Here is a 21,721-nt window from a genome sequence, read left to right as displayed (position 1 = left end):
TTTCCTTAGAATATTACCATTATAGCATAATTCCTTACGTTCTACAATTCAGGCAGTCTATTTATTTGGATTTTCTATTGTTCTGTCGCGCCATTTGCCAATCTGTCTGAAATATATTTGCTTGGTTCATTCTTCAAGAGATTTTCTAAACCAATGTTCTTCAAATATTCTAACTGAGAAGCCTTCTTGACATCCAGAACTTGAAAATCAAAACTAGTCGTTGTTTGAAGTTCTGTTGCACTTAACAGCTTGGTTTCAAGCTTAAATCCTGCTAATTTACGAGATTCTATGATCGATTCATCTTTCTCTTCCGCCTCGAGAAGAGCTTTTTGAGTTTCTTCCACTCCATGTTGGTCAATATAGGTCTTCAACTCATCAGAGACTGGACGCTTTTGTTGGATGGTTAGACTCAAAAAAGTCTTGTCCTTATATGTAATGGTTTGGGTTTGCTGGCTACCATCATCTGACTTTGGCAAAACCAAAGTCTTGGTCACAACTGTATTCTTCTCTGCATTCTCAATAACTGGCAATGCTGACTGAAGCGTATCCTTTTCTGTTTTGGTAGCTGTTCCAGTTTCTTTTTTCTGTCCACAACCAACCAGGACAAAAAGGAAAGCTAGACTAACAAGAACTATTTTTTTCATTTCTTTCTTCCTTCTTCTTTCTTTTTGAAATTAAAATAGAATAAGACTGGGAGTTGCTCCCAGCCTTGATGTTTATAGAGCTGCACGCAAACGTGCTTCTGCATTTTCTACATTACGGACAGAGCGTGGTAGGAAGGCACGAATATCGTCTTCCTTGTAGCCAACTTGCAGACGTTTTTCATCTACAAGAATTGGGCTCTTTAAAATTCTCGGTGTTTCCATAATCAGATTGAGGACTTCGTTGACACTCAAATCTTCAATATCCACTCCAAGGGCTTTAGCATAGCGATTTTTAGATGAAACGATGCTGGCTATTCCGTTATCTGTTTTGGTCAGAATATCCAGTAATTCTTCTCTCGTAATTCCTTCTTTACCAAGGTTTTGTTCTTTATAACTTAACTGGTGGGCATTGAGCCAGGTTTTTGCTTTTTTACAGCTAGTACAACTTGAGACTGTATAAATTTTAATCATGTACCTACCCCTTTCGCTACATGTTACTATCAGTTTAGTCTATTATACCATAAAAAACATCCGACTTGCGACCTATTTTTAAATTTTTTTGACTTTTTTCGTCATTTTCGTACTTTTTTCTTGACAAAATGAAATTTAAAGCCATTCTTGATATTTCTTGATATAAATTTTTTTCACAATTGTCACGCTAATCATATACAAAATAATGATGAAAAGCAAAAAGATGAAATAGATCGGCTTCAAAGGAGTTAGATGAAGAAGGCTAGCTAGTGGACTGTAGGGAAGGAAGGTCACAAAGGCTGCAGCCAATAAGGTTGTCACAAGGACTAGCCAAGCTGGACGACTTTGTAAAAAAGGAATTTTGGCTGAACGCAACATATGGATAACCATAGTTTGTGACCACATGGACTCGATAAACCAACCTGTCTGGAACAAGACAATAAAGCCTACGGCCGACTCTGCTCCATGAACATAGGCATGACCTGTCGTCATGGGTACAATGATAAAATAGAGCAAAATAAAGGTCAAAATATCAAAGGCAGAAGAGATAGGCCCCATCCAAATCATGAAACGTGTGATGGACTTAGCTTCCCAGGTATGCGGATTTCTCAAAAAATCTTTATCCACCTTGTCAAAAGGCAAGGCAATACAAGACAAATCATAGACTAGATTTAGGATAATCAAATGGACTGGTGCCATCGGTAAAAATGGTAAAAAGATCCCAGAGACCAATAGGGATAAGATATTTCCAAAATTAGAACTCACTGTCATTTTGATATATTTGGTCATATTGGCATAGACCTTACGACCTTCAACAAGTCCTTTTTCAAGCACCATTAGATCCTTATCAAGTAGGATAACATCAGCTGTTTCTTTGGCAATATCTACTGCTGTATCAACAGAAATCCCCACATCTGCAACTTTCATAGAAGGAGCATCATTGATCCCATCTCCCATATAGCCGACAGCATGACCGTTAGCCTTAAATTGCAAAATAATCCTTGCTTTTTGGTCAGGAGAAAGTTTGGCAAAGACTGTTACCTCCTCTACGGCTTGAGCCAATTCTTGATCACTCATCTGGTCAATTTCAGACCCTAACAGCATCTGATTAATATCTAATCCAACCTTTTCACAAACTGCTTGGGTAACTTTTTCATTGTCTCCCGTCAGAATCTTTGTTTGAACCCCATGTTCTAACAGTGCCTTAATTGCTGGTGCTGCAGATGGTTTAGGAGGATCTAGGAAAGCTAAATAACCAGTTAGAATCATATCCCCTTCATCATCAACTGTATAAGCATGATCTTCCCTCAAACCTGACTTATAGGCCACTCCCAAGACACGCAAACCTTGTTGATTGAGTTGTCGGACTTCCGCTAATATTTCTTCTCTAATAACATCTGTCAAGGGAGTAATCACTCCTTGGTATTCCGCATAACTGGAAATCGTCAACATTTCCTCTAGAGCACCCTTGGTTACCAAACTAACCACTTCGTGTTCATCCTTAACGATAACACTCATCCGTCTACGTTCAAAATCAAAGGGGAGCTCATCTATTTTTTGAAAAGTTTGATCCAGATTTTGTAAGAGGGTGTGTTCTTTGGCTTCCTTTTCAGTCCGTTTGATGATAGCTCTGTCCATCAAATTTTTCAAGCCCGTTTGAAAATAAGAATTGAGATAAGCTCGTCTCAAAACGGTCAAATCCAAGCGTCCGTGGATGTCCAAGGGATATTCAAGGACAATTTCGTCTTGGGTTAGAGTTCCTGTCTTATCTGTACACAAAATATCAATCGCCCCTAAGTCCTGTATGGCATTGAGTTTCTTGATAACCACTTTTTCCTTGGCCATAATGATGGAGCCTTTTGCTAGACTGGCCGTGATAATCATAGGAAGCATCTCAGGTGTTAATCCGACACCAACACTCAAAGCAAATACGCCAGCTTCCAGCCAGTCACCATCTGTTAAACCATTGGACAAGAAAACGATGGGCACCATGACCAGCATCAAACGAATCAAGAGCCACGAAATACTATTCATCTCCCGCTCAAACGAAGTAGGATCGTCATAGGTGTTCAAAGTCTGCTCAATGGCTCCCATCATGGTATCATCACCAACTGCTAAAACCACGGCCTTGGCACTACCAGATAAGACATTGGTTCCCATAAAGGCGAGCGCTTCTGCTTCTAGCAGACTATCAGATTGTTGAACTGTTGCCTTGGTCAAGGCCAATTTTTCAACCGATTCACTTTCACCTGTCAGGCCCGACTGTTGTACAAAGAAATCGCGCGACTCAAATAAAAGAAGATCTGCTGGAATCATGTCTCCAGCGCTTAATTTAACCACGTCACCCACTACCAGATCATCGATAGGTACTTCTTGAATTTCTCCTTGACGAATGACAGTCGCTGTGTTGACAATCATTTTTGATAGATTGGTCGCAGCCTTATCACTACGGAGTTCTTGGACAAAGCGTATGCCACCAGAAATGAGGACTAGGACAACGATGATAATAGAAGTCGTCGGATCCTCTTGACCTGGTTTTGCCAACCAGACATTGGTCACCAAGGAAATCACGGCGATGACCAGTAAGATGATCGTAAAAGGATTGATAATGGATTCGTAAATCTTTTTGAGGATACTTTCTTCTTGACCCTTTGTGATGGTATTTTCGCCATATAGGTCACGATTTTTCTCCACCTGCTCCTCAGTCAAGCCTGTTAGACTTGTCTTATAAAAAGATAGAGTTTCGTTTAAAGATGTATGAATAGCTGTTGCTAATCTTTCTTTTGTAGTTTTCATTGGTTTCTCCTATCTGTATGAATGATGTGTTTCATACACAGAGACCAATCACTTTATAAGGGCAGAACGACACAAATCAGCGATTGGCTGTGTATGTGCGGTTCCGGATGATCGTCAATTTGCATCGTCTATCTCCTTTCTTTGATTTAAACAGTAGAAAATCCCACCATAAAATGGCAGGATTAAAAAACTAATTATCTGTTTTTCGTTCAAGTTTTAACTCCATAGGGCAATGTAATGAGCTTAGTCTTGGCCTTCGCGACCAGGACTGTTGACCAACGAGTAGTGTCTCCACTGCTTTGCGGTAGTCATCCGTATCCCTATGGTAGCCTCACCTACCGTTTTCGTCTTTCAGTATAAACCTTTAAAATTTAAAAGTCAATCATTTGAGTTGTTTAACTCTTAGATAACTATCAACTCTTTTGGAGCTAGGGTCAACAATTCACAACCGGTCTCTGTAATCAAGATATCATCCTCGATACGAACACCGTATTTGCCTTCTATATAGATACCTGGTTCATCGGTCAAGGCCATACCCGCCTTAATAGTTTCTGTAGAAGTCTGGCTAAAGTATGGTTCCTCATGAATATCCAGCCCAATACCGTGTCCGATACCGTGAGTAAAGTAGTCGCCATAACCTGCCTCAATAATAATATCACGAGGGATTTTGTCAAAGTCTCGGAAACCTAATCCTGCCTTAGCCTGGTCAATCAAGGCTTGGTTGGCTTTCAAAACCGTATTGTAAATCTCCGCCTGCTCGTCGCTGACATGCCCCAGATAGATAGTCCGTGTCATATCACTGACATAGTGGTCATAAAGGCAACCGAAGTCCATAGTAATGGCTTCTCCCAGCTCCACTGGTTTGTGCATAGGATGAGCATGAGGTTTGGAAGAATTGATACCGCTAGCTAGAATGGTGTCAAAAGACAAGCCAGATGCTCCCAACTCACGCATACGGAAGTCAAGGAAGTTGGCAATCTCAATTTCAGTTTTTCCTGGTTTGATGAAGTCAAGCGCATCACGGAAAGCTTGGTCTGAGATAGAACAAGCCTTGCGAATAGCTGCAATCTCCGCTTCATCCTTAATCATTCGAAGACCTTCAACAAACTGAGTTTGTGGAAGCAAGTCCAAACCTGCAAAAGCTGCCTGCATACGGTGATAATAAGAGACTGAAATCTCGTCCTCAAAGCCGATACGAGACAAGCCCATGTCCTTGACAATGTCGGCAATGACAGCCAATTCATCACGGTCAGCCACAATCTCAAAATCACTGGTTTCTTGCTTGGCTGCAATGATATAGCGGGAGTCTGTCACCAAGATCTGACGGTCACGGCTGATAAAGACTGTTCCGTTTGAGCCCCAAAAACCAGTCAAATAATAGATGTTTTTAAGGTTATTGATGATGATGCCATCTAGTTCTTTTTCTTGCATTTTAGCTAGAAATGCTTGTACGCGTTTATTCATGATGTAACTTTCCTTTCAAATAATGTCCTGTGTAGCTGGCTTCATTGGCCGCTACTTCTTCTGGAGTTCCTGTTGCGATGATAGTTCCACCGCCGACACCGCCCTCTGGTCCCAAGTCAATAATATGGTCTGCTGTCTTGATAACGTCTAGATTGTGCTCAATGACAAGGACTGTATTGCCATCGTCAACAAAGCGAGCTAAAACCTTGAGCAAGCGAGCGATATCCTCAGTATGAAGCCCTGTCGTCGGTTCATCCAGAATATAGAATGACTTGCCTGTCGAGCGTTTGTGGAGTTCGCTAGCCAGCTTCATACGCTGGGCTTCTCCCCCAGAAAGGGTGGTAGCTGGTTGACCTAGCGTCACATAGCCCAGTCCCACATCCTTGATAGTCTGAAGTTTACGATGAATTTTCGGAATGTGTTGGAAGAACTCCACCGCATCGTTGACAGTCATATCCAAGACCTGCGAGATATTTTTTTCCTTGTAATGTACTTCTAGGGTTTCACTGTTGTAACGGGTCCCGTGGCAAACTTCACAAGCTACATAAACATCTGGCAAGAAGTGCATCTCAATCTTGATAATCCCATCACCTGAGCAGGCTTCACAACGACCACCCTTGACGTTGAAACTGAAACGCCCCTTCTTGTAGCCTCGAATCTTGGCTTCATTTGTCTGAGCAAAAAGGTCACGTATATCGTCAAAGACACCTGTATAGGTAGCTGGGTTAGACCTTGGCGTTCGTCCGATAGGGCTCTGATCAATATCAATCAAGCGGTCTACATGCTCAATCCCTGTAATGGTTTTGAATTTACCAGGTTTGTCTGAATTACGATTGAGCTTCTGGGCAATAGCTTTTTTGAGAATGCTATTGATTAGGGTCGATTTCCCTGAGCCCGACACCCCTGTCACTGCGATGAATTTTCCTAGTGGGAAGCGAGCTGTGACATTTTGCAGGTTGTTCTCACGCGCTCCCGTCACCTCGATAAAACGACCATTTCCGGCACGGCGCTCGTCTGGCACTGGAATGGCACGTTTGCCTGACAAGTACTGGCCTGTGATAGACTTACTGTTACGAGCTACCTGTTTGGGCGTACCTGCAGCGACAATCTCCCCACCAAAAACACCGGCACCGGGACCAACGTCAATCAGATAATCCGCCTCGCGCATGGTATCTTCATCATGTTCCACTACGATAAGAGTATTGCCCAAGTCACGCATCTTTTTGAGACTGGCAATCAGACGGTCATTATCCCTCTGGTGAAGACCGATTGACGGCTCATCCAATATATAGAGGACACCTGAGAGGTTAGAACCAATCTGAGTTGCCAAGCGAATACGCTGACTTTCCCCACCTGAAAGGGTTCCTGCCGAACGAGACAGAGTCAAATAGTTAAGACCCACGTTATTAAGGAAGGTCAAACGGTCCTTGATTTCCTTGAGAATGGGCCGAGCAATGATGGCTTCATTTTCAGAAAGAGTCAACTGACTGACTAATTCCAAGTGATCTGCGATAGACAGGTCTGAGATTTCTCCGATATGTGGTCCTTGCTCGCCACCCACACGGACAGACAAGGCCTGATCATTGAGACGATAGCCGTGACAGGTTCCGCAGGTCAGCTCATTCATGTAGAGGCGCATCTGGGTGCGAGTGTAATCGCTGTTTGTCTCATGGTAGCGACGCTTGATATTATTGACAACTCCCTCAAACGGAATGTCAATATCGCGCACGCCACCAAATTCATTCTCATAATGGAAATGGAATTCCTTGCCATCTGAACCGTAGAGAATCAAGTTCTTGTCTTCTTCTGACAAGTCCTCAAAAGGCTTATCCATATCCACTCCAAAGGCCGTCATGGCCTGCTCTAGCATATTTGGATAATAGTTAGATGAGATAGGATTCCAAGGGGCCAAGGCTCCCTCACGTAGCGTTTTGCTGGCATCTGGCACTACCAAATCAGTATCCACTTCCAGCTTGATACCCAAACCATCACACTCACTACAAGAACCAAAAGGAGCATTGAAGGAGAAGAGACGAGGCTCTAACTCTGGTACAGTAAAACCACAAACTGGACAAGCATAATGCTCAGAGAACAGCAACTCCGAATCGTCCATGGTGTCGATAATGACATAGCCTTCTGCAATACGAAGGGCAGCCTCAATGGAATCAAAGAGACGACTACGGATACCCTCCTTGATAACAATACGGTCAACCACGACATCGATATTGTGTTGCTTACTCTTAGACAACTCTGGCACTTCGGTTACATCATAGACTTCCCCATCCACACGGACACGAACATACCCATCTTTCTGAATCTTTTCAATAACGCTCTTATGCTGTCCTTTTTTCTTACGGATAACTGGGGCTAAGATTTGCAGACGTTGGCGTTCTGGCAACTCCAAAACCTTATCCACGATTTGCTCCACAGAAGAAGCCTTGATAGCCCCATGCCCGTTGATACAGTAAGGCGTCCCCACACGCGCATAGAGGAGACGCAGATAGTCATTGATTTCAGTCGTGGTCCCCACCGTCGAGCGAGGATTTTTACTAGTCGTTTTCTGGTCGATAGAAATAGCTGGGCTGAGACCATCAATGGCATCTACATCTGGTTTTTCCATATTTCCCAAAAACTGACGAGCGTAGGCTGACAAACTCTCCACATAGCGACGTTGTCCCTCCGCATAGAGGGTATCAAAGGCCAGACTGGATTTCCCTGAACCTGACAAACCAGTCACGACAACCAGCTTGTCTCGTGGAATCTCCACATCAATATTTTTTAAATTATGGGCACGCGCCCCATGAATGACAATTTTATCTTGCATCTTTGTTCTTTCTAGTCCATTATTGCTTACCATTATACCAAAAAAAGTGAGATTCTATTACCCAAAAGGCCGAATTTATAGTATAATAAAAAACTTCTTATTTTAGGTTTCCTTAGGGCTTCCTAACCCTTATATCACGCGCTTTTTTAACAAAAATCACTAATATTACTTTTTACTACTTGCTCCCCCAAAGTACGCAAAAAGGGGAGCAAAAAAGCCCCACAAAAGGGCTAAGATTTAACGAGTTCAGCAGGCAAGAAACTAGCACGGTCAAACGTGCTTTTTTTATTGCTGGTTGCTGATAGGTATATTATACCATGAAGCGCGTGGTTTATAAGATTATGACCTCACAAAAGCCCCCAGATTCGTTTCTGAGGGCTTCTAGTTTATCCATGGTGTTTTAGTTGTCCAGTACGAAACCAAGCGAAATAGGGGGTGAATATGAAGCCTACGCCTACATTTGCCAACATTTATGCTTCTAACTCTTGTAGTAAGGTTAAATCTAAACCATCAAGGTCAACATCTATTTCAAAATCTATGTTTAAATCGATGTCTATATCCATGTTTAAATCTATCTCCACATCCTCTAATTGGATATTCTCCAGATCAATCAAAAAATCTTCAATTATGTCATCCCCCCTCACTTAAATCTCAACATTTCTCAACAAAACACCACAAACGCCTACTTATATGCTTCTAGCTCTCCGTTCTGGTGGATTCTCGCAAAGTTTAAGACGGCTATCTGTTTATATCGGTGGTAGCTAGTGGAGCTAGTACCTGCCATCTCTACGCATTCACTCATTGTTTTCTTCCTCATGTAGCAATAATGGATAATAAAGTATTTTCTGGCTCGCTTGTTCTCTATCTTATTGATGTCGTGGGCGAATATCTCCAACCCCTCACGAATTGCTTTTTCATGCTCACCGCTCAAATTCCACTGATCAGGTAAGACAAGTTCCCAAGCCTCTTCATCTATCCTAACTTGGTTTTCACTCCCTGCCATCCTCTGGAATCTCAGAAAGTAAGTCATCCGCTCTCTTACGTTCATCATCGTTTTAAACTTATCCAGCTCCATTAGTTTGCTCCTTCATGATATAATATTATTGAGATTATAGCTGAGGCGGAGCGCCTTGGCTTTTTTTGCTATTTCTCTATGTTCGCTCTAGCTTCAAATGCTTTCCCGTGAGAAAAAATGTACAATGACGGGTGAAGCTCATAGAGGCGCGTGGGGAGGGAGATAGCCCCCGTATCTCCTTATGGTTTGATAAGCAATTAAGGGATGTTTTTATCTCTCTTATTTCCTTGTCATTCTGCAAGCAATTAAGGCAAGTTATTTCTTTGCTTATCTGCTTATCATTTGGTAAGCAACAAATCCAAAATAACAGACTTTTAAACCGCTCTTATCTCCCTGTCATTTGGTAGGAAAATAAGGGGAGTTATTTTAGTTCTTATTTCCTTGTCATTTTGTAAGGAGAAAATCCAAATTAAGGAAGCTAATAAGTCTCCTTATCTCCTTACAGTTTTTCAGGGAGCAAAATCAAAATAAGCGATGTTATTTCCTGTCCTATTCCCTTACCGTTTGACAAGGAGAAAAACGAAAATAAGGAGCTTTTAAATTTATCTTAACTCCCTATCGTTTTGTAAGCAATTAAGAAGGCTTATTGTCGTCCTTATCTGCTTGTCGTTCTGCAAGGAGTAGATCCGAAATAAGAGGGCTAAAAACTTCGCTTATCTGCTTGTCATTTCTCAGGGAGTTAAGAGGGGTTATTATTGCTATTAATTGTTTGATAAATGATAGGGGGATATATCCACTTTTCTCGGCGTTCGCTCGGAGTTCAACACACATAACCCTGCCATTTGTCAGGCATATTTACTGCCACTACCTAATCAAAACCTAAGTATTTCCTGTTTCCTTTTCCTAAACGAATAATTTTTTTATCAAAACACGCGCTCCATTTATCGCACCCTTTTTTTGGAACGCTCTGCTTACTTAAACCCTTGATATATCTAGCTTTTTTTTAACATTTAAACCGTCTAATATGTAGTATTTGTTCGTTTTGTAAATTGCACACTACTTCATATCGTCCTACAATCTCAAACCATTCAGCCAAAATCTATCTCCTTTTTTAGTATACTTCAAAAACTTCTTATAGTGCTTACGATACCTGTCACGTTTCATATACCTTGGTCTTTCAGGGAAACCATCAAACATATATCCACCACGTCTAGGACTCCACCCTGGTTCTACCTTTCTGCCTTCTTTTAGTGCAAGCTCCCAGTAGTATTGGCAATCCGTTTTACTACGGTTCAGGGTATGCTTGTGGATATCTAGACAAGTACCGCAACTAAAATACAAATACCGTTTATAAAGCAACCTGCACCGTCTCCCACAATCAGGGCAAAGAAAGAAATATCGATTACCTCCCTTAGTTCCTGCTATTCTGTCTAATTCAAATGACTCTCCACCAAAATCAATCATTAAATTATCCAAATCAATCTCTAAACGTTGACCGTCCAACTCAGCTATACCCTTAGATATTCCTCTCATCTTCATTGGTTTAGTGATTGTTTCTATTGCTAACCGCTTCATTATTTCCCCCTATATGGAAAAACCCAAAACTATTGGGTTCAGTAGTAGTGAAACCACAAAAAGAGGCAATGCCCCTTTGATACTATTCTTCACTGAGTAAGCCACTTACTACCACATCACGGACAAATTGAGCTTGTTTTTCTTTGGGTAGTTGCAAAGCTTCAAGTAAAGACTCTAGAACTTGCTTGTCAGTTCCTGCAATCAACTTCTTAATGATATTCTGGAATTGTCCTTCCAAGTACTCGCAAAAATGTATCCGCTGTGCTTGTGTCGGCTGCACTGGTACTGGTGAACTATCTGCAATCAACAAGAAGCAGGCTTCCGCGATTTGGGCGAATAACTTTGCACGCGCTTCAGGGTGTCTGTATAACTCATAGGCATTTATGCTAGTGTCTTCCGTCCGGAGCTTCTCACCTAGTTCAATCAGTTTAGGCGTATCTTCAAGACATACTGGTGTTGCATCCGCCATAAAATCATCACGTTTGCGATTGAGTTCCTCCAGTTCCTGATCTGCCTGTTCAAAGTATGTTTGTTCTGTCATGTTGTTTTTCCTCTTTCTGTTTTTAAGGGTTTCACTAGTAGTTACATCATTGCAAGGGGGTCGGTACTATCTACCCCATTTTGTTATCTGTATAATACCAATACGATAGCCACCGAATTAAAGGATTCACTAGATGGTGTACCAGAAAATTTAACGCCCAGCACTTCAACAGTTGCCATGAAGTCATTGATCTCTTTCTCAAAGTCTTCTTTTTCCCATCGTCTAGTATATTCAAATAGCTTGGCTTTCATGTATTTTCTCCTTTGATTGGTGTTTAAGTAGTTTTTGTTGACCTTCTTTGGTGTTTTGTTGACCTTCTAGGTTACGCCTTCCACCTTACTCTCCCAAGGGTTTAGGTCACTTGTTGACCATGTTGACCTTCTTTTGAAGTCGTAGCTCTTATATATAAAATATATCTATTTCATTTACATTCTTGTTTTTAAAAAGAAGGTAACAAGGTCAACATAAGGGATATAAAAGCAGTAGTACCAAGGGTTTAGGATGTTGACCTTCTTCAAAACAAGGTCAACAAGAAGGTCAACAAATTCCGTAAAAACCCAGTCATATCAACGGTTTAGAGCATTATGAGAAGGTCAACATTATTCTTTTTTAGTTATAGCATGATTTACTCGACCCAGTTTTTGTCTCTCAAACTCCAACGGATCTAGTTTGTCAAAATCTTCAATTCTAACACGAGCCTTTTTGAGTTGATACTTATTAGGTGTTAACTGCTGTAGGTGTCTGATAGTATCTTTTCCTGCCCCGTAAACATTGGGCTTGGGTATTCCCATATCTTCAGCATAATGTTTCAGCGATCTGGTCATTATAAAAACAGGTACTACGTCCAGCTCATGCCAACCTCTTTCCATGTATTCATGCTTAACCCATGAAAGCAAGTAGTCATTATCCTCTTGGTATTCTTCTAACAGGTCTTTGACTGTTTGAGGTTCGATAAAGTGAGTAAATGGCTCTTGATTGATAGCTTTGTAAAGTGCGTATTCTAATACTTCATCGTTGGCCAAAAATTCATTTTTTATCCAAGGTTTTTCCTTCTCCCCGTTAAAGTCAGCATTAAAAGGGACGATCATAATTCTACGATACCAGCCTTTTGTCTTGTTGCCGCCATTGGGGATATAGTTGCCTGAAAAGATATTGAATAACTTGAAAGTAGCTTCAAAGGCTGGGCGTCCTTTGGGATTGACTAGAACAGTGTCGCCACTAGTGATACTCATTAGATCCGACGGATTTTTTAAGTATTCGTTTGGGGCTTCATCTCCGATATTACAAACTTTACCTACCAGGGTTTCTAAGTTATGCTTTTCAGCAAACTGTGCAGGTTTTAAGGCTGATATATTGCTTTCCCCTATTAGATTGATAAGGAAGCGCTGAAATGTCCCTTTACCATTGTTACCGTCCCCGTAGAAGATGGCAAACTTATTTCGGGTATGGTTAGGGTTAATAGCTTCAAGGATAATCTGCCAAAACAGTGTTACCAGTTCACTGTCATTACAAACAATTGAGTTTAGCCAATCATCAAAAGTTTTGCCCTCTCTATCTGTTGGGACTCGTTTAGGCGCGTGGTAGGCCGTGCTTATCTTACTTGTAATTACATACTTAGGACTAAAGGGGAGTAGCTCCTTAGTTTCTAAGTTGATAATGCCATTCTGTACTGGAATGAGGTTGGAACTTTCTAAAGGTTTTCGTATCTTTGCCAATGTTCTAACCATTAACTTAATCTGAGGCCACTCTCTGGGTTTAATTCTAACGTCAAAGGTCTTACACAAAAGATTGAATAGATCATTACTAGCGGTATAGATACCCTCGTCTAAATCATAGATATAGAGCAAGCTATAATCAGGTATATTGCTCTTGCTGATAAAAGTAAATGTGACAATCTCGCTCAGTATTTTTGCTACTGTGAATGTCTGGGGCATGGCCACCTTTTCGGTAACGTCCCCTGTGGTCTCATTTACCTTAGTTTCGGTATGTTCTGCCCGCCATTCTTCTCCAGCTTTAAAGATACGATTTTCAAGCTCCTTCATCGTTCTAGGAGGTTGTTCTTGCTCTCTGACCTCCAAGATTTCACTTTTTAGGTTTGCTAATTCTTCTAGTTCTATGGTTCTAACCTCTCTTTCTATATTCAGCCCGTGCTATACTGCTAAAAGTGCGGTCTAGCTCCTCAATAGGCAATGGTTCAACTGTCACGCTATTGGCTATCTTAGTAAGTTCATAGGCGGTCTCTAGGTCACAATCAACCCACTTATTAAAGAGTAAACCTACAAAGCGTGTCAGCGCTACGTTTCGCCCTCCCTCGTCTCCAAATCCGTTGAAAAGCGTGTCAATGATCCTCATGGTCATAGATTTCTGACCGCTTGGCCTTGGAGTGTATGGAAGACTTGTAGCATTCTGTTTGACTGGTTCAACCGTTGTCTGTGGTACTGGATAATCAAGTCCATGCTCTACAATTTTTTGATAATTTGCTGGGTTGCCTGTTGTTACTGGTAGCCCTTGGAGTTGTGACCATGTTAAACTGGCCATGTCAAAGGGTAGCCCAATCTTATCAGCAATCTCTTTCACTACCTGCTTATAGGTGGCCTCATTCATCACGTTGTCAGGCTTCACTACAAGGCGAAAACGGGGCTTTTCTAAGCTATGTTTAATAGTCGGGTATAAGATATAGGAGTAGCCAAATAAAGCGCTAGAAACGGCCTTTATAAAGCCCTCAGACGTCCCCTGTATATCGTCATAATCAAGGAAAATCAAATCCCGATAGATTAGACTGGAGTTGTTTCGCTTGTAACTGCCATGCTTTTCTGGCGTCACTTTCCCACTGATACAGTAAGGCGCTTGTGTACGTTTAAATTCTTCAATGTTTGCCCCTTCAGGGACTACCAAAGGCTTAAAGCGTTCAATGTACTGGAACGGCTCAATTTTATCAAATGGATAGACAAGATTACTCTGAAAGCCTTTAGCCTCATAAATTGTCATACTATCGCCCCTTTTTGCGTTTCTTTTTTAACTTCTTCAGTAGCTTTTGTTCTTGGAACTGTTCCAAAGATCTGCCACGGTGCTTATACAATTTAATGTCATGATAATGTCCTCCGCCCTGTGCTGGGTGTGTGTTATATCTACCCATTTTCTACCCCCAGAAACTTCCAGATGTCAGTTATTTTATAATAAACCTTTCTTGTATCTTCAAGCGGTGGATGGTATCGCCTCAACCCTGCTTTTTCCCATTTTTGGAGTGTCAGATATTTTATATCTAACTCGCCCATGACTTCCTGGGCTGAGATTAAACCTGTCAGTCGTGGTTTGACTGTATCACGCGCTTTCAGGTATCTTTCCACTATCTCCAGAATGCCATGCGCTAGGTCTTGCTCACTTTCTCGGCTTAGGCTAAACATATCCGCCCACCTCCTTCAAGGTTTCTTTATAGCTTTCTAGGTCGCTGTTCATCAACACCGCTAGGCGCTTTTCTTCTTCTCGTATCTGATTGTAAAATGTTTTTGCTCCGTCCAGTAGCTCCTCTTTGTTAGCAGGGATAAAATATCCTCTAAATGTCCCATGGCGAACCCCAACAATAGGAACGCTATGGCGCGTGATTAGACGGCTGATAATATCTTGCACGGTTCTTTCTGCTAGCTTAGTGATCAGGCTGATTTCTGCCCCTGTTATGGAGTTCTCAGCCCCTACCTTGATTAGTCTTAATACTCGTTTGTCATTCTCTGATAGACTCATTCAGTTCCTCCTCTCCTTTGCTTTTATTCACAACGGTTATTTGTCCGCTCACTACCCCTTGCAAAATAGCTTTTTGAGTTTCTATGATTGTATCCAAAGTTTTCAAAATAGCTGTCTTAGTCTCTAAATCAAACGCTTGTTTTGTCAACAAGCTCATAGTTACAGCTAACTTTGTTGCATTGTCCATACACGTAGCTAGAAAAATCTCTTTAGTAAAATAAGGTTCATCTGGTATTTTTTCACTATCAAGGTATATCTTCACTATGTAACTCATTTCATCCCTCCGTAAACTCTTACCCCTGCAAGCTGGATATATCGCCCATATTCAGGGTTTAAATCCTCGCTAGGTGTTTCTATCGTCTGTTGGTTTTCTCGCTCTATTTTGACGCTTTTTTTGCGGTCTCGGTGGTTTAGATAAAGCAGTAAGCCAATCAATACCATCATAAAGACAACCGCTTGTGTATTGGTCAAATCTAATTCATTCATGTCATGCCCTCGCTTTGTAATTCTTGATATAGTCCACTTGATCAGTTCGCTCCATCTTCAGGAACTCGTCCACCTCTTCGGTGCTTACCTTTCTATCTACAAAATCAGCAATAAACTGGAAGAGGTTCGGATTTCTCTCCTTGATTTCAGCCATTTGTTTATCAAATTCTGCTTGTGTCATGTTGTCTAGGTCTAGTGTCATTGCATTGCCTCCTCAAACTTCTCTATAAGACAACTTTTATTTACTCTCTGAGTTCCATTTTTAGAGTTAAAAAGAATATCTTTTAAGGTTACAGTAGCCTCTAAATACTCCTTTTCAGCATGCTCTATATACGCCTGTTGCTCTGCTTCGTTCTCAAAAAAGTGCTTGGCTTGGCGTTTAAAGAAGGCTTGTCGCATAGCGTCCATTTCAAAAATACCAGGGGAGAAAAAGACTCCCGTAGTGCTTTTAGAAACTGCCTCGATTTTATAGCTGTCATTCAATTCAGGAAGTTCAATCCAAAGTAAACGGTGTAAATTTTCTTTGATGAATTTTGTCTGATTTGCCAATAACGAAAGTCTACTAAGCCCATTTTTTTCGCCAATTTCTCGCATTTCTGCGCTAATTCTGTCTATATGTCTAGTTAAATTCTCGTATGTTGTTTCTGTCATGTTTTTTACCTTTGTTTCTATGTTGTGTAACTGCCCTGAGGGCTTTTAATGCTTTTTTTCCTGTCACATACCTCACACTCAAAGTTTGGCGATAGAGAGTGTGGGGATTTTTAATGGTTGTTTCTTATACAGTTTTTCTTGTAATGAAGTTCCTCACGCTCAGAGTCGCCAAATTGAAAGCGTGAGAAAGTACCAGTTTTAAGAGTTGGCGCTCTCCGTATGGTCAAATTGCCCTAAATATGCTATAATCTAGGTATAAATCTTTACTAAAACCTCTTTGATAATAGCTTGCCTGCTTTGTTAAATTCGTTTTAGTGTTAGTGTGAAAGGCTCTGCGGTGTGGTTATTGCTAAGCCTTTTTTTGTTGCTCTCACGCGCTTCTTTGGCGTGTTTTTTTATTTCTGAATGCCATAGCCTTGATTTCCTGATAACTCATATTCAAGCCAATCATGGCTATTACCATATCCTCAAAGGCTTGATATTGCTCCAGCTCGTCACTGGTCAAGCTATCGATGCCATTATAGCCCCCACGTTCTTCCCTTAACTGTTTAGCATTCCTATCGGTTACTGCTTTCAGTAGCAGGTTGTTCATAGTGCTATGCGCGTGCTTTGGGGCTTGTTCCCAGTTCTCAATGCTGTCATGCAAGGTTTTTCTTTTTGGCTTTTCTAGCGCCCTCTGCATACGAAACTTAGAAAGTTCCTCACGCATTTCAAAGAAAGCTTTGACCAGGTTCATTTTGAATTTACGAACTGGTGCAGTATTCTTTAGATAAGTGATCAGCAAGGTCGCTTGTTGCTCATTCAAGCGATAGATTTTCATTGGTCTCCCTCGCCCGTCTAATTTACGCATTTCAAATGCGATAATTCCGTAGCTTTCAAAATCAGCTTTATGCTTCCTTAAAAGTTCTTGTATTGTGTGATGAGTGACTTCAGCACATTCAGCGATAATTTCGCTTGTAGTATACGGCTCTTTCTTACCGTCCATGTAGACTAGTTCCATTGGTTTTCTCCTTTCTAGCTATAAAATAGTTCATCTATGGTTATATCTGATTTGATTTCTGCAACCATTGACTTAATCGCTAGGCGTTCCTTGTCATTGAATGGCGTTTTACCTAATTCTTTGTTGTTGTATGACTGCAAAGAAATATCTAGCTTGTCCGCCATCTGTTGTTGAGTTAGTCCTAACATAACCCGATAGCCTCGTAGTTTGCTCATAGCTTTCCCCCTTTCTAAAAAATCCCCCCTCCATGAATAGATTGAAAGTGTGAAAGGTTGGAGGGGGTGGTATCCGATTTGGATAACTTGTGTTTTATTATATATCCGTTTCGGTTAATTGTCAACTGTTTTTTAGATTTTTTTGTATCATTTCTTGATACTTTTCTAAAAATCAGATATAATCATCTTTGAAAGGTGTGATAAATTATGAATAGATTGAAAGAACTGAGAAAACAAAAAGGGCTAACCCAACAAGGATTAGCTGATGAAATTTCTGTATCTAAAATTACCGTATTGCGGTGGGAAAACGAGGAACGCCAAATTAAACCAGAAAAAGCCCAGCAACTAGCTGACTACTTCAAGGTAAGCGTTGGGTATCTGTTGGGGTATGAGGATGACTCTAGCTTAATAAAAGAATTAGGCCAAAAAATTTCTAAAATGTCCGGTACAGAGGCAATGGATTTTGCTTTTACAGAAGAAGGTGACTTACTCGCTGAATTAATGTATCAAGCTGAATTGAAGAAGGAAAAGCAAAACAACAAAAAATTTAGAAATTTTGTTAAGTTCTTAAAAACAAATATAATCGTTTTAAACGATGAAGAAATTGAAAATTTTTACAATATGCTTTTAACTGCTGATTTAAACAGTGGAAATAAAAAGAAATTATTTGAAAAAGTGGCAGATGAAGACTTTACTAAAGCTGTTGATTTCTTAGAAAATAACGGATATACTATCTTTTTCGATAAATCATATAGCGATGACTAATATCTTCTAAACCATCGGCGAAGCCGTAGGCATATATAGAGAGAATTAAAAAGGAGTAAAAAAATTATGAAATTTTGTCCTGAATGCGGAAATTCTGTTGTTGGTTGCAAGTTTTGTCCGAATTGCGGATACTCAATCAATGTGTCACTTACAACTTCTCCCCAAAAAGTAGCAACTCCATCGTCTAGACCTTCTACTGTAAGAAGTAAACGTACTGATAAAGTCGGACCTCTTGAAATAGATAAAAATCATCGTACATATAGAATACATGGAGCAAGAAAAGCAAAAGGTTCATCAGGTCTGATTGGCGGAACTGCTAAAGTTGTTGGAAAAACCACCTTAGCGCTTGGGACAGGCGGTTTATCTTTGATTCCATCTTTAATTAAAAAAGATAAAAATGATACCGACTGGTACTCCTTCGATGATTTAGTATCTTACGAATTAGTTATAAACGATCAGTCTGTTGTTTCCGGCGGTGTTGGACAAGCTTTAGTAGCTGGAGCGGTATTTGGTGTAATAGGAGCCGTAGCTGGCGGAATCGTCGCTAAAAGAAAAGCAACTACCAAGATTTTGAATATGACAATCCGAATAACATCTAACGATTTTACTAAACCAGTTGTTTTTATAGATTTAATTAAAAAACCTGTTAAAAACACATCTAAAGAATACAAAGAAGCTATTGAAAATGCTCAAAAGATTATTGGAGCTCTAGATGTTATTACCCATAATTCATAAACAAAACTCCCCCACCTCGTCGAATACCCCCCTTTTTTCATGGTCTATTGTGCAAAAACAGGGGAATTTGAAGAATAGAAAGCCAATTTTACAGACTAAAGCTAAAAAATAAGCGAAATTGACAAATAGAAAAAGACAAGCTAGCTACTGCCAACTTGTCTAATAGTACCTAACTGAAAATAAGCGAAAGGTTAGGTATTTACAACATCATTATACCACTCTTGCATTTAAAAAGCGACTTACACCATACCCACGCGCCACAATGTCCAACAATCATGAAGCGCGTGGATTCTCAAGCTTCGTTCGAGCTTCAAGCCCATATAAGCCCCATATCTACTAATTTTGTTGATGTCAACAAAAGTCAACTACTCACAATGTTTTAGAAAGGATCTCATGAACGAATTACAATTTTTAATCTATACCGCTGACAACGATAGCGAGACAGCTAGTGTCATCATCAAAGGCGAAACGATTTGGGCTAGTCAGAAAGAAATGGCTAGACTTTTCGATGTCGGTGTTCCTGCAATTAGTAAGCACTTAAAAAATATCTTTGAAGAGGGAGAATTAGAAGAAAAGGTGGTTGTTTCCAAAATGGAAATAACCACAAAACACGGTGCAATTGCTGATAAAACCCAAACTAAGGATGTCAGCTACTACAACCTTGATGCCATCATTTCAGTTGGTTACCGTGTCAATTCCCAAAAAGCTACGAGATTTAGACAGTGGGCTACTTCGGTACTTCGTGAGTACATGATAAAAGGGTTCGCCATGGATGACAACCGTCTGAAACAAGGCGAAAACTTGCTGGAAAAAGACTATTTCCGTGAGCTCTTGGAGCGCGTGCGTTCTATCCGAGCTAGTGAGCGTCGTATATGGTTGCAGATTACAGATATTTTTGCTGAAATCTCTATCGACTATGACCCACAAAGTACGTTGACTAAGCAATTCTATGCTGATGTACAGAATAAGTTTCATTATGCAATCACTGGCCAAACTGCTGCGGAAATTATCTACACGAAAGCAGACCATACAAAAGACAACATGGGGCTTACAACATGGAAAAACTCCCCTAACGGTCGCATACTGCAAGCAGATACTCAAATAGCAAAGAATTATCTTTCAGAAACAGAAATCCGTTCCCTTGAAAGAGGAATATCTAGCTATTTTGATTACCTGGAAAGACAGATAGAACAGCGAAAAGCTCAGACAATGCAACAACTAGCCCAAAGTATTGACCGCTTTTTGACTTTCCAAGAATACGATATTTTAGAAGGTCATGGAAAAATCACTTCCAAGGTTGCGAAAGATAAAGCAAAAGCAGAATACCAACTATTCAACAAAACTCAAAAGATAAACTCGGACTTTGAAAAAACTTTAAAACAGCTAACTGACGATAAAAAACTTTAAATACAAGCCTGTTTACTATAAACAAGCCCATATTAACCCCATATCCGCCTTGCTTCCAACTCTGGTATTATTTACCGCCTGACTCTTTAAAATCGAATATGGGGCAATCTATGAAGCCCTAGCATGATATAAAACCTTTTTGATAATGGCTTGCCTGCTGATGTATTTTAGAAAGGTTTATCATCATGAAAATAACTGAAGTTATAAAAAAAGACGGTAGTAAAGTCTATCGTGCTAATGTATATCTAGGAGTTGACCAGGTAACAGGAAAGAAAGTAAAAACCAAAGTAACAGGTCGGACACATAAAGAGGTAAAGCAAAAGGCCACTAAAGAAAAAATAGCTTTTCAAAAAGCAGGATCTACCAGACAAAAGGCTGTTACCATAAAAAACTATCAAGAATTGGCAACCCTCTGGTGGGAAAGCTATAAGAATACAGTTAAGCCAAACACTCAAGGAAACGTTAGAGCGCTAATAGATAATCACATATTGCCTACTTTCGGGGAGTATAAGCTCGATAAGCTCACTACTCCACTTATTCAGTCAATTATCAATAAGCTTGCTGATAAGGCTAATAGAGAGGAAGAGGGCGCTTTTCTACACTATGATATGATACACGCTTTAAACAAACGTATCTTACAATATGGCGTAACCATGCAAGCTATACCGTCCAATCCTGCGCGTGATGTTGTTTTACCTCGTAACACTCAGAAAGCAAAGCGCCAAAAGGTAAAACACTTTGAAAATCAAGAACTAAAAAAGTTTCTTGGTTATCTCGATAATTTAGATAGCGATAGATATCGTTACTACTATGAGACAACGCTCTATAAGTTCCTATTGGCTACTGGTTGCCGTATCAATGAAGCTTTAGCTCTTTCCTGGTCTGATATAGATTTAGATAATGCCGTGGTACATGTTACCAAAACACTAAATCGGGATTTAGAAATCAATAGCCCAAAATCTAAGGCTAGTTATCGGGATATAGATATAGATCAAGCGACTGTTAGCATGCTGAAGCAGTACAAACTACGCCAAACTAAAGAGGCTTGGAAGATAGGGCAACGTGAAAGTGTAGTATTTTCTGATTTCATTCATGAGTATCCTAGCAGTTCAAGACTTAAAAGAAGATTGCAAACACATTTTAAGCGTGCTGATGTTCCTAACATTGGCTTTCACGGATTCCGTCACACTCACGCTAGTCTCTTGCTTAACTCTGGAATACCATACAAGGAACTCCAGTACCGCCTAGGTCATTCCACTTTATCAATGACCATGGATATATATAGCCACCTCTCAAAAGAGAACGCAAAAAAAGCAGTCTCATTCTACGAAACTGCACTAAAAGCACTATAGGGGGAGCAAAAAGGGGAGCAAATTCAAAAATCAACATTTCAA

General features: G+C 40.4%; 23 protein-coding genes and 1 riboswitch. Of the genes, 4 read left to right on the top strand and 19 right to left on the bottom strand.

The annotated features are described in order from the left end of the window. Nucleotides 1-74: 74 nt before the first annotated feature. The 19 genes from M1F55_RS00495 to M1F55_RS00405 form a co-directional block, all read right to left on the bottom strand. Nucleotides 75-644, bottom strand: a complete 570-nt coding sequence (locus M1F55_RS00495; RefSeq protein WP_247947061.1) for an SP0191 family lipoprotein — start codon at nucleotides 642-644, stop codon at nucleotides 75-77. 72 nt (nucleotides 645-716) lie between these two features. Beyond that, nucleotides 717-1,115 carry a transcriptional regulator Spx gene (gene spx / locus M1F55_RS00490; RefSeq protein WP_000591165.1) on the bottom strand — a complete coding sequence of 133 codons (399 nt, stop codon included), beginning with the start codon at nucleotides 1,113-1,115 and terminating at the stop codon, nucleotides 717-719. Between the two features lie 135 nt (nucleotides 1,116-1,250). Continuing rightward, on the bottom strand, nucleotides 1,251-3,911 hold the full coding sequence (gene mgtA, locus M1F55_RS00485) for a magnesium-translocating P-type ATPase (RefSeq protein WP_247947060.1): 2,661 nt from the start codon (nucleotides 3,909-3,911) through the stop codon (nucleotides 1,251-1,253). A gap of 194 nt (nucleotides 3,912-4,105) precedes the next feature. Next, nucleotides 4,106-4,256: riboswitch (M-box (ykoK) riboswitch) on the bottom strand. Nucleotides 4,257-4,313: 57 nt separating this feature from the next. After that, nucleotides 4,314-5,375, bottom strand: coding sequence for a M24 family metallopeptidase (locus M1F55_RS00480; RefSeq protein ID WP_247947059.1), 1,062 nt, complete (start codon nucleotides 5,373-5,375; stop codon nucleotides 4,314-4,316). After that, a complete protein-coding gene (uvrA, locus tag M1F55_RS00475; RefSeq protein WP_247947058.1) occupies nucleotides 5,368-8,199 on the bottom strand; it encodes an excinuclease ABC subunit UvrA in 2,832 nt (943 codons plus the stop codon). Before uvrA ends, M1F55_RS00480 begins: the two co-directional genes overlap by 8 nt. 682 nt (nucleotides 8,200-8,881) lie before the next feature. Further along, nucleotides 8,882-9,274, bottom strand: coding sequence for a hypothetical protein (locus M1F55_RS00470; RefSeq protein WP_061864690.1), 393 nt, complete (start codon nucleotides 9,272-9,274; stop codon nucleotides 8,882-8,884). A 1,011-nt stretch (nucleotides 9,275-10,285) separates the two neighbouring features. Next, on the bottom strand, nucleotides 10,286-10,789 hold the full coding sequence (locus M1F55_RS00465) for a hypothetical protein (protein WP_125446719.1): 504 nt from the start codon (nucleotides 10,787-10,789) through the stop codon (nucleotides 10,286-10,288). Between the two features lie 82 nt (nucleotides 10,790-10,871). Beyond that, complete coding sequence (locus M1F55_RS00460) at nucleotides 10,872-11,330, bottom strand: hypothetical protein (protein WP_061864688.1); 459 nt, start codon at nucleotides 11,328-11,330, stop codon at nucleotides 10,872-10,874. Between the two features lie 83 nt (nucleotides 11,331-11,413). Then, nucleotides 11,414-11,581: a hypothetical protein gene (locus tag M1F55_RS00455; RefSeq protein ID WP_185756753.1), complete on the bottom strand. Its 168-nt coding sequence runs from the start codon at nucleotides 11,579-11,581 to the stop codon at nucleotides 11,414-11,416. A 348-nt stretch (nucleotides 11,582-11,929) separates the two neighbouring features. Further along, nucleotides 11,930-13,372 carry a DNA primase family protein gene (locus M1F55_RS00450; protein WP_247947057.1) on the bottom strand — a complete coding sequence of 481 codons (1,443 nt, stop codon included), beginning with the start codon at nucleotides 13,370-13,372 and terminating at the stop codon, nucleotides 11,930-11,932. A gap of 79 nt (nucleotides 13,373-13,451) precedes the next feature. Then, entirely contained in the window at nucleotides 13,452-14,318 is an 867-nt protein-coding gene (locus tag M1F55_RS00445; protein WP_125446715.1) for a primase alpha helix C-terminal domain-containing protein, read from the bottom strand. Between the two features lie 140 nt (nucleotides 14,319-14,458). After that, nucleotides 14,459-14,734, bottom strand: coding sequence for a hypothetical protein (locus M1F55_RS00440; RefSeq protein ID WP_061864686.1), 276 nt, complete (start codon nucleotides 14,732-14,734; stop codon nucleotides 14,459-14,461). Next, nucleotides 14,727-15,068 carry a hypothetical protein gene (locus tag M1F55_RS00435; protein WP_000058833.1) on the bottom strand — a complete coding sequence of 114 codons (342 nt, stop codon included), beginning with the start codon at nucleotides 15,066-15,068 and terminating at the stop codon, nucleotides 14,727-14,729. The genes M1F55_RS00440 and M1F55_RS00435 overlap by 8 nt, the downstream gene beginning before the upstream one ends. After that, nucleotides 15,049-15,342, bottom strand: a complete 294-nt coding sequence (locus tag M1F55_RS00430) for a hypothetical protein (protein ID WP_061864685.1) — start codon at nucleotides 15,340-15,342, stop codon at nucleotides 15,049-15,051. Before M1F55_RS00430 ends, M1F55_RS00435 begins: the two co-directional genes overlap by 20 nt. Continuing rightward, nucleotides 15,339-15,554: a hypothetical protein gene (locus M1F55_RS00425; RefSeq protein ID WP_061864684.1), complete on the bottom strand. Its 216-nt coding sequence runs from the start codon at nucleotides 15,552-15,554 to the stop codon at nucleotides 15,339-15,341. The genes M1F55_RS00430 and M1F55_RS00425 overlap by 4 nt, the downstream gene beginning before the upstream one ends. Before the next feature lies 1 nt (nucleotide 15,555). After that, a complete protein-coding gene (locus M1F55_RS00420; protein ID WP_061864683.1) occupies nucleotides 15,556-15,756 on the bottom strand; it encodes a hypothetical protein in 201 nt (66 codons plus the stop codon). Continuing rightward, the gene (locus tag M1F55_RS00415) at nucleotides 15,753-16,205 is read right to left on the bottom strand and encodes a hypothetical protein (protein WP_061864682.1); all 453 of its coding nucleotides are present in this window, start codon (nucleotides 16,203-16,205) and stop codon (nucleotides 15,753-15,755) included. The genes M1F55_RS00420 and M1F55_RS00415 overlap by 4 nt, the downstream gene beginning before the upstream one ends. A 370-nt stretch (nucleotides 16,206-16,575) precedes the next feature. Then, nucleotides 16,576-17,205 (bottom strand): Rha family transcriptional regulator, encoded by a 630-nt coding sequence (locus M1F55_RS00410; RefSeq protein ID WP_125446713.1) that lies wholly within the window; start codon nucleotides 17,203-17,205, stop codon nucleotides 16,576-16,578. 14 nt (nucleotides 17,206-17,219) lie between these two features. Beyond that, nucleotides 17,220-17,420 carry a helix-turn-helix transcriptional regulator gene (locus M1F55_RS00405; protein ID WP_125446711.1) on the bottom strand — a complete coding sequence of 67 codons (201 nt, stop codon included), beginning with the start codon at nucleotides 17,418-17,420 and terminating at the stop codon, nucleotides 17,220-17,222. Between the two features lie 207 nt (nucleotides 17,421-17,627). Here M1F55_RS00405 and M1F55_RS00400 point away from each other — a divergent pair, with 207 nt between their 5' ends. From M1F55_RS00400 to M1F55_RS00385, 4 genes are all read left to right on the top strand, one after another. After that, nucleotides 17,628-18,185: a helix-turn-helix domain-containing protein gene (locus tag M1F55_RS00400; RefSeq protein WP_228113243.1), complete on the top strand. Its 558-nt coding sequence runs from the start codon at nucleotides 17,628-17,630 to the stop codon at nucleotides 18,183-18,185. 66 nt (nucleotides 18,186-18,251) lie between these two features. Beyond that, nucleotides 18,252-18,920 carry a zinc ribbon domain-containing protein gene (locus tag M1F55_RS00395; RefSeq protein ID WP_061864681.1) on the top strand — a complete coding sequence of 223 codons (669 nt, stop codon included), beginning with the start codon at nucleotides 18,252-18,254 and terminating at the stop codon, nucleotides 18,918-18,920. 393 nt (nucleotides 18,921-19,313) lie between these two features. Further along, nucleotides 19,314-20,327: a virulence RhuM family protein gene (locus M1F55_RS00390; RefSeq protein WP_001004339.1), complete on the top strand. Its 1,014-nt coding sequence runs from the start codon at nucleotides 19,314-19,316 to the stop codon at nucleotides 20,325-20,327. Between the two features lie 185 nt (nucleotides 20,328-20,512). Continuing rightward, nucleotides 20,513-21,679: a tyrosine-type recombinase/integrase gene (locus M1F55_RS00385; RefSeq protein WP_061864680.1), complete on the top strand. Its 1,167-nt coding sequence runs from the start codon at nucleotides 20,513-20,515 to the stop codon at nucleotides 21,677-21,679. Nucleotides 21,680-21,721 lie beyond the last annotated feature (42 nt).

It is taken from the genome of Streptococcus mitis (assembly GCF_023109235.1).
GTDB classification, from domain to species: domain Bacteria; phylum Bacillota; class Bacilli; order Lactobacillales; family Streptococcaceae; genus Streptococcus; species Streptococcus mitis_DA.
The sequence above is the reverse complement of the archived record's forward strand: the minus strand, read 5'-3'. Positions and strand labels throughout refer to the sequence as shown.

What these genes read in the sequence shown, in the direction of transcription:
- M1F55_RS00495 (WP_247947061.1), bottom strand. Translation starts at nt 644, where the DNA reads ATGAAAAAAATAGTTCTTGTTAGTCTAGCTTTCCTTTTTGTCCTGGTT.
- spx (WP_000591165.1), bottom strand. Translation starts at nt 1,115, where the DNA reads ATGATTAAAATTTATACAGTCTCAAGTTGTACTAGCTGTAAAAAAGCA.
- mgtA (WP_247947060.1), bottom strand. Translation starts at nt 3,911, where the DNA reads ATGAAAACTACAAAAGAAAGATTAGCAACAGCTATTCATACATCTTTA.
- M1F55_RS00480 (WP_247947059.1), bottom strand. Translation starts at nt 5,375, where the DNA reads ATGAATAAACGCGTACAAGCATTTCTAGCTAAAATGCAAGAAAAAGAA.
- uvrA (WP_247947058.1), bottom strand. Translation starts at nt 8,199, where the DNA reads ATGCAAGATAAAATTGTCATTCATGGGGCGCGTGCCCATAATTTAAAA.
- M1F55_RS00470 (WP_061864690.1), bottom strand. Translation starts at nt 9,274, where the DNA reads ATGGAGCTGGATAAGTTTAAAACGATGATGAACGTAAGAGAGCGGATG.
- M1F55_RS00465 (WP_125446719.1), bottom strand. Translation starts at nt 10,789, where the DNA reads ATGAAGCGGTTAGCAATAGAAACAATCACTAAACCAATGAAGATGAGA.
- M1F55_RS00460 (WP_061864688.1), bottom strand. Translation starts at nt 11,330, where the DNA reads ATGACAGAACAAACATACTTTGAACAGGCAGATCAGGAACTGGAGGAA.
- M1F55_RS00455 (WP_185756753.1), bottom strand. Translation starts at nt 11,581, where the DNA reads ATGAAAGCCAAGCTATTTGAATATACTAGACGATGGGAAAAAGAAGAC.
- M1F55_RS00450 (WP_247947057.1), bottom strand. Translation starts at nt 13,372, where the DNA reads ATGAAGGAGCTTGAAAATCGTATCTTTAAAGCTGGAGAAGAATGGCGG.
- M1F55_RS00445 (WP_125446715.1), bottom strand. Translation starts at nt 14,318, where the DNA reads ATGACAATTTATGAGGCTAAAGGCTTTCAGAGTAATCTTGTCTATCCA.
- M1F55_RS00440 (WP_061864686.1), bottom strand. Translation starts at nt 14,734, where the DNA reads ATGTTTAGCCTAAGCCGAGAAAGTGAGCAAGACCTAGCGCATGGCATT.
- M1F55_RS00435 (WP_000058833.1), bottom strand. Translation starts at nt 15,068, where the DNA reads ATGAGTCTATCAGAGAATGACAAACGAGTATTAAGACTAATCAAGGTA.
- M1F55_RS00430 (WP_061864685.1), bottom strand. Translation starts at nt 15,342, where the DNA reads ATGAGTTACATAGTGAAGATATACCTTGATAGTGAAAAAATACCAGAT.
- M1F55_RS00425 (WP_061864684.1), bottom strand. Translation starts at nt 15,554, where the DNA reads ATGAATGAATTAGATTTGACCAATACACAAGCGGTTGTCTTTATGATG.
- M1F55_RS00420 (WP_061864683.1), bottom strand. Translation starts at nt 15,756, where the DNA reads ATGACACTAGACCTAGACAACATGACACAAGCAGAATTTGATAAACAA.
- M1F55_RS00415 (WP_061864682.1), bottom strand. Translation starts at nt 16,205, where the DNA reads ATGACAGAAACAACATACGAGAATTTAACTAGACATATAGACAGAATT.
- M1F55_RS00410 (WP_125446713.1), bottom strand. Translation starts at nt 17,205, where the DNA reads ATGGAACTAGTCTACATGGACGGTAAGAAAGAGCCGTATACTACAAGC.
- M1F55_RS00405 (WP_125446711.1), bottom strand. Translation starts at nt 17,420, where the DNA reads ATGAGCAAACTACGAGGCTATCGGGTTATGTTAGGACTAACTCAACAA.
- M1F55_RS00400 (WP_228113243.1), top strand. Translation starts at nt 17,628, where the DNA reads ATGAATAGATTGAAAGAACTGAGAAAACAAAAAGGGCTAACCCAACAA.
- M1F55_RS00395 (WP_061864681.1), top strand. Translation starts at nt 18,252, where the DNA reads ATGAAATTTTGTCCTGAATGCGGAAATTCTGTTGTTGGTTGCAAGTTT.
- M1F55_RS00390 (WP_001004339.1), top strand. Translation starts at nt 19,314, where the DNA reads ATGAACGAATTACAATTTTTAATCTATACCGCTGACAACGATAGCGAG.
- M1F55_RS00385 (WP_061864680.1), top strand. Translation starts at nt 20,513, where the DNA reads ATGAAAATAACTGAAGTTATAAAAAAAGACGGTAGTAAAGTCTATCGT.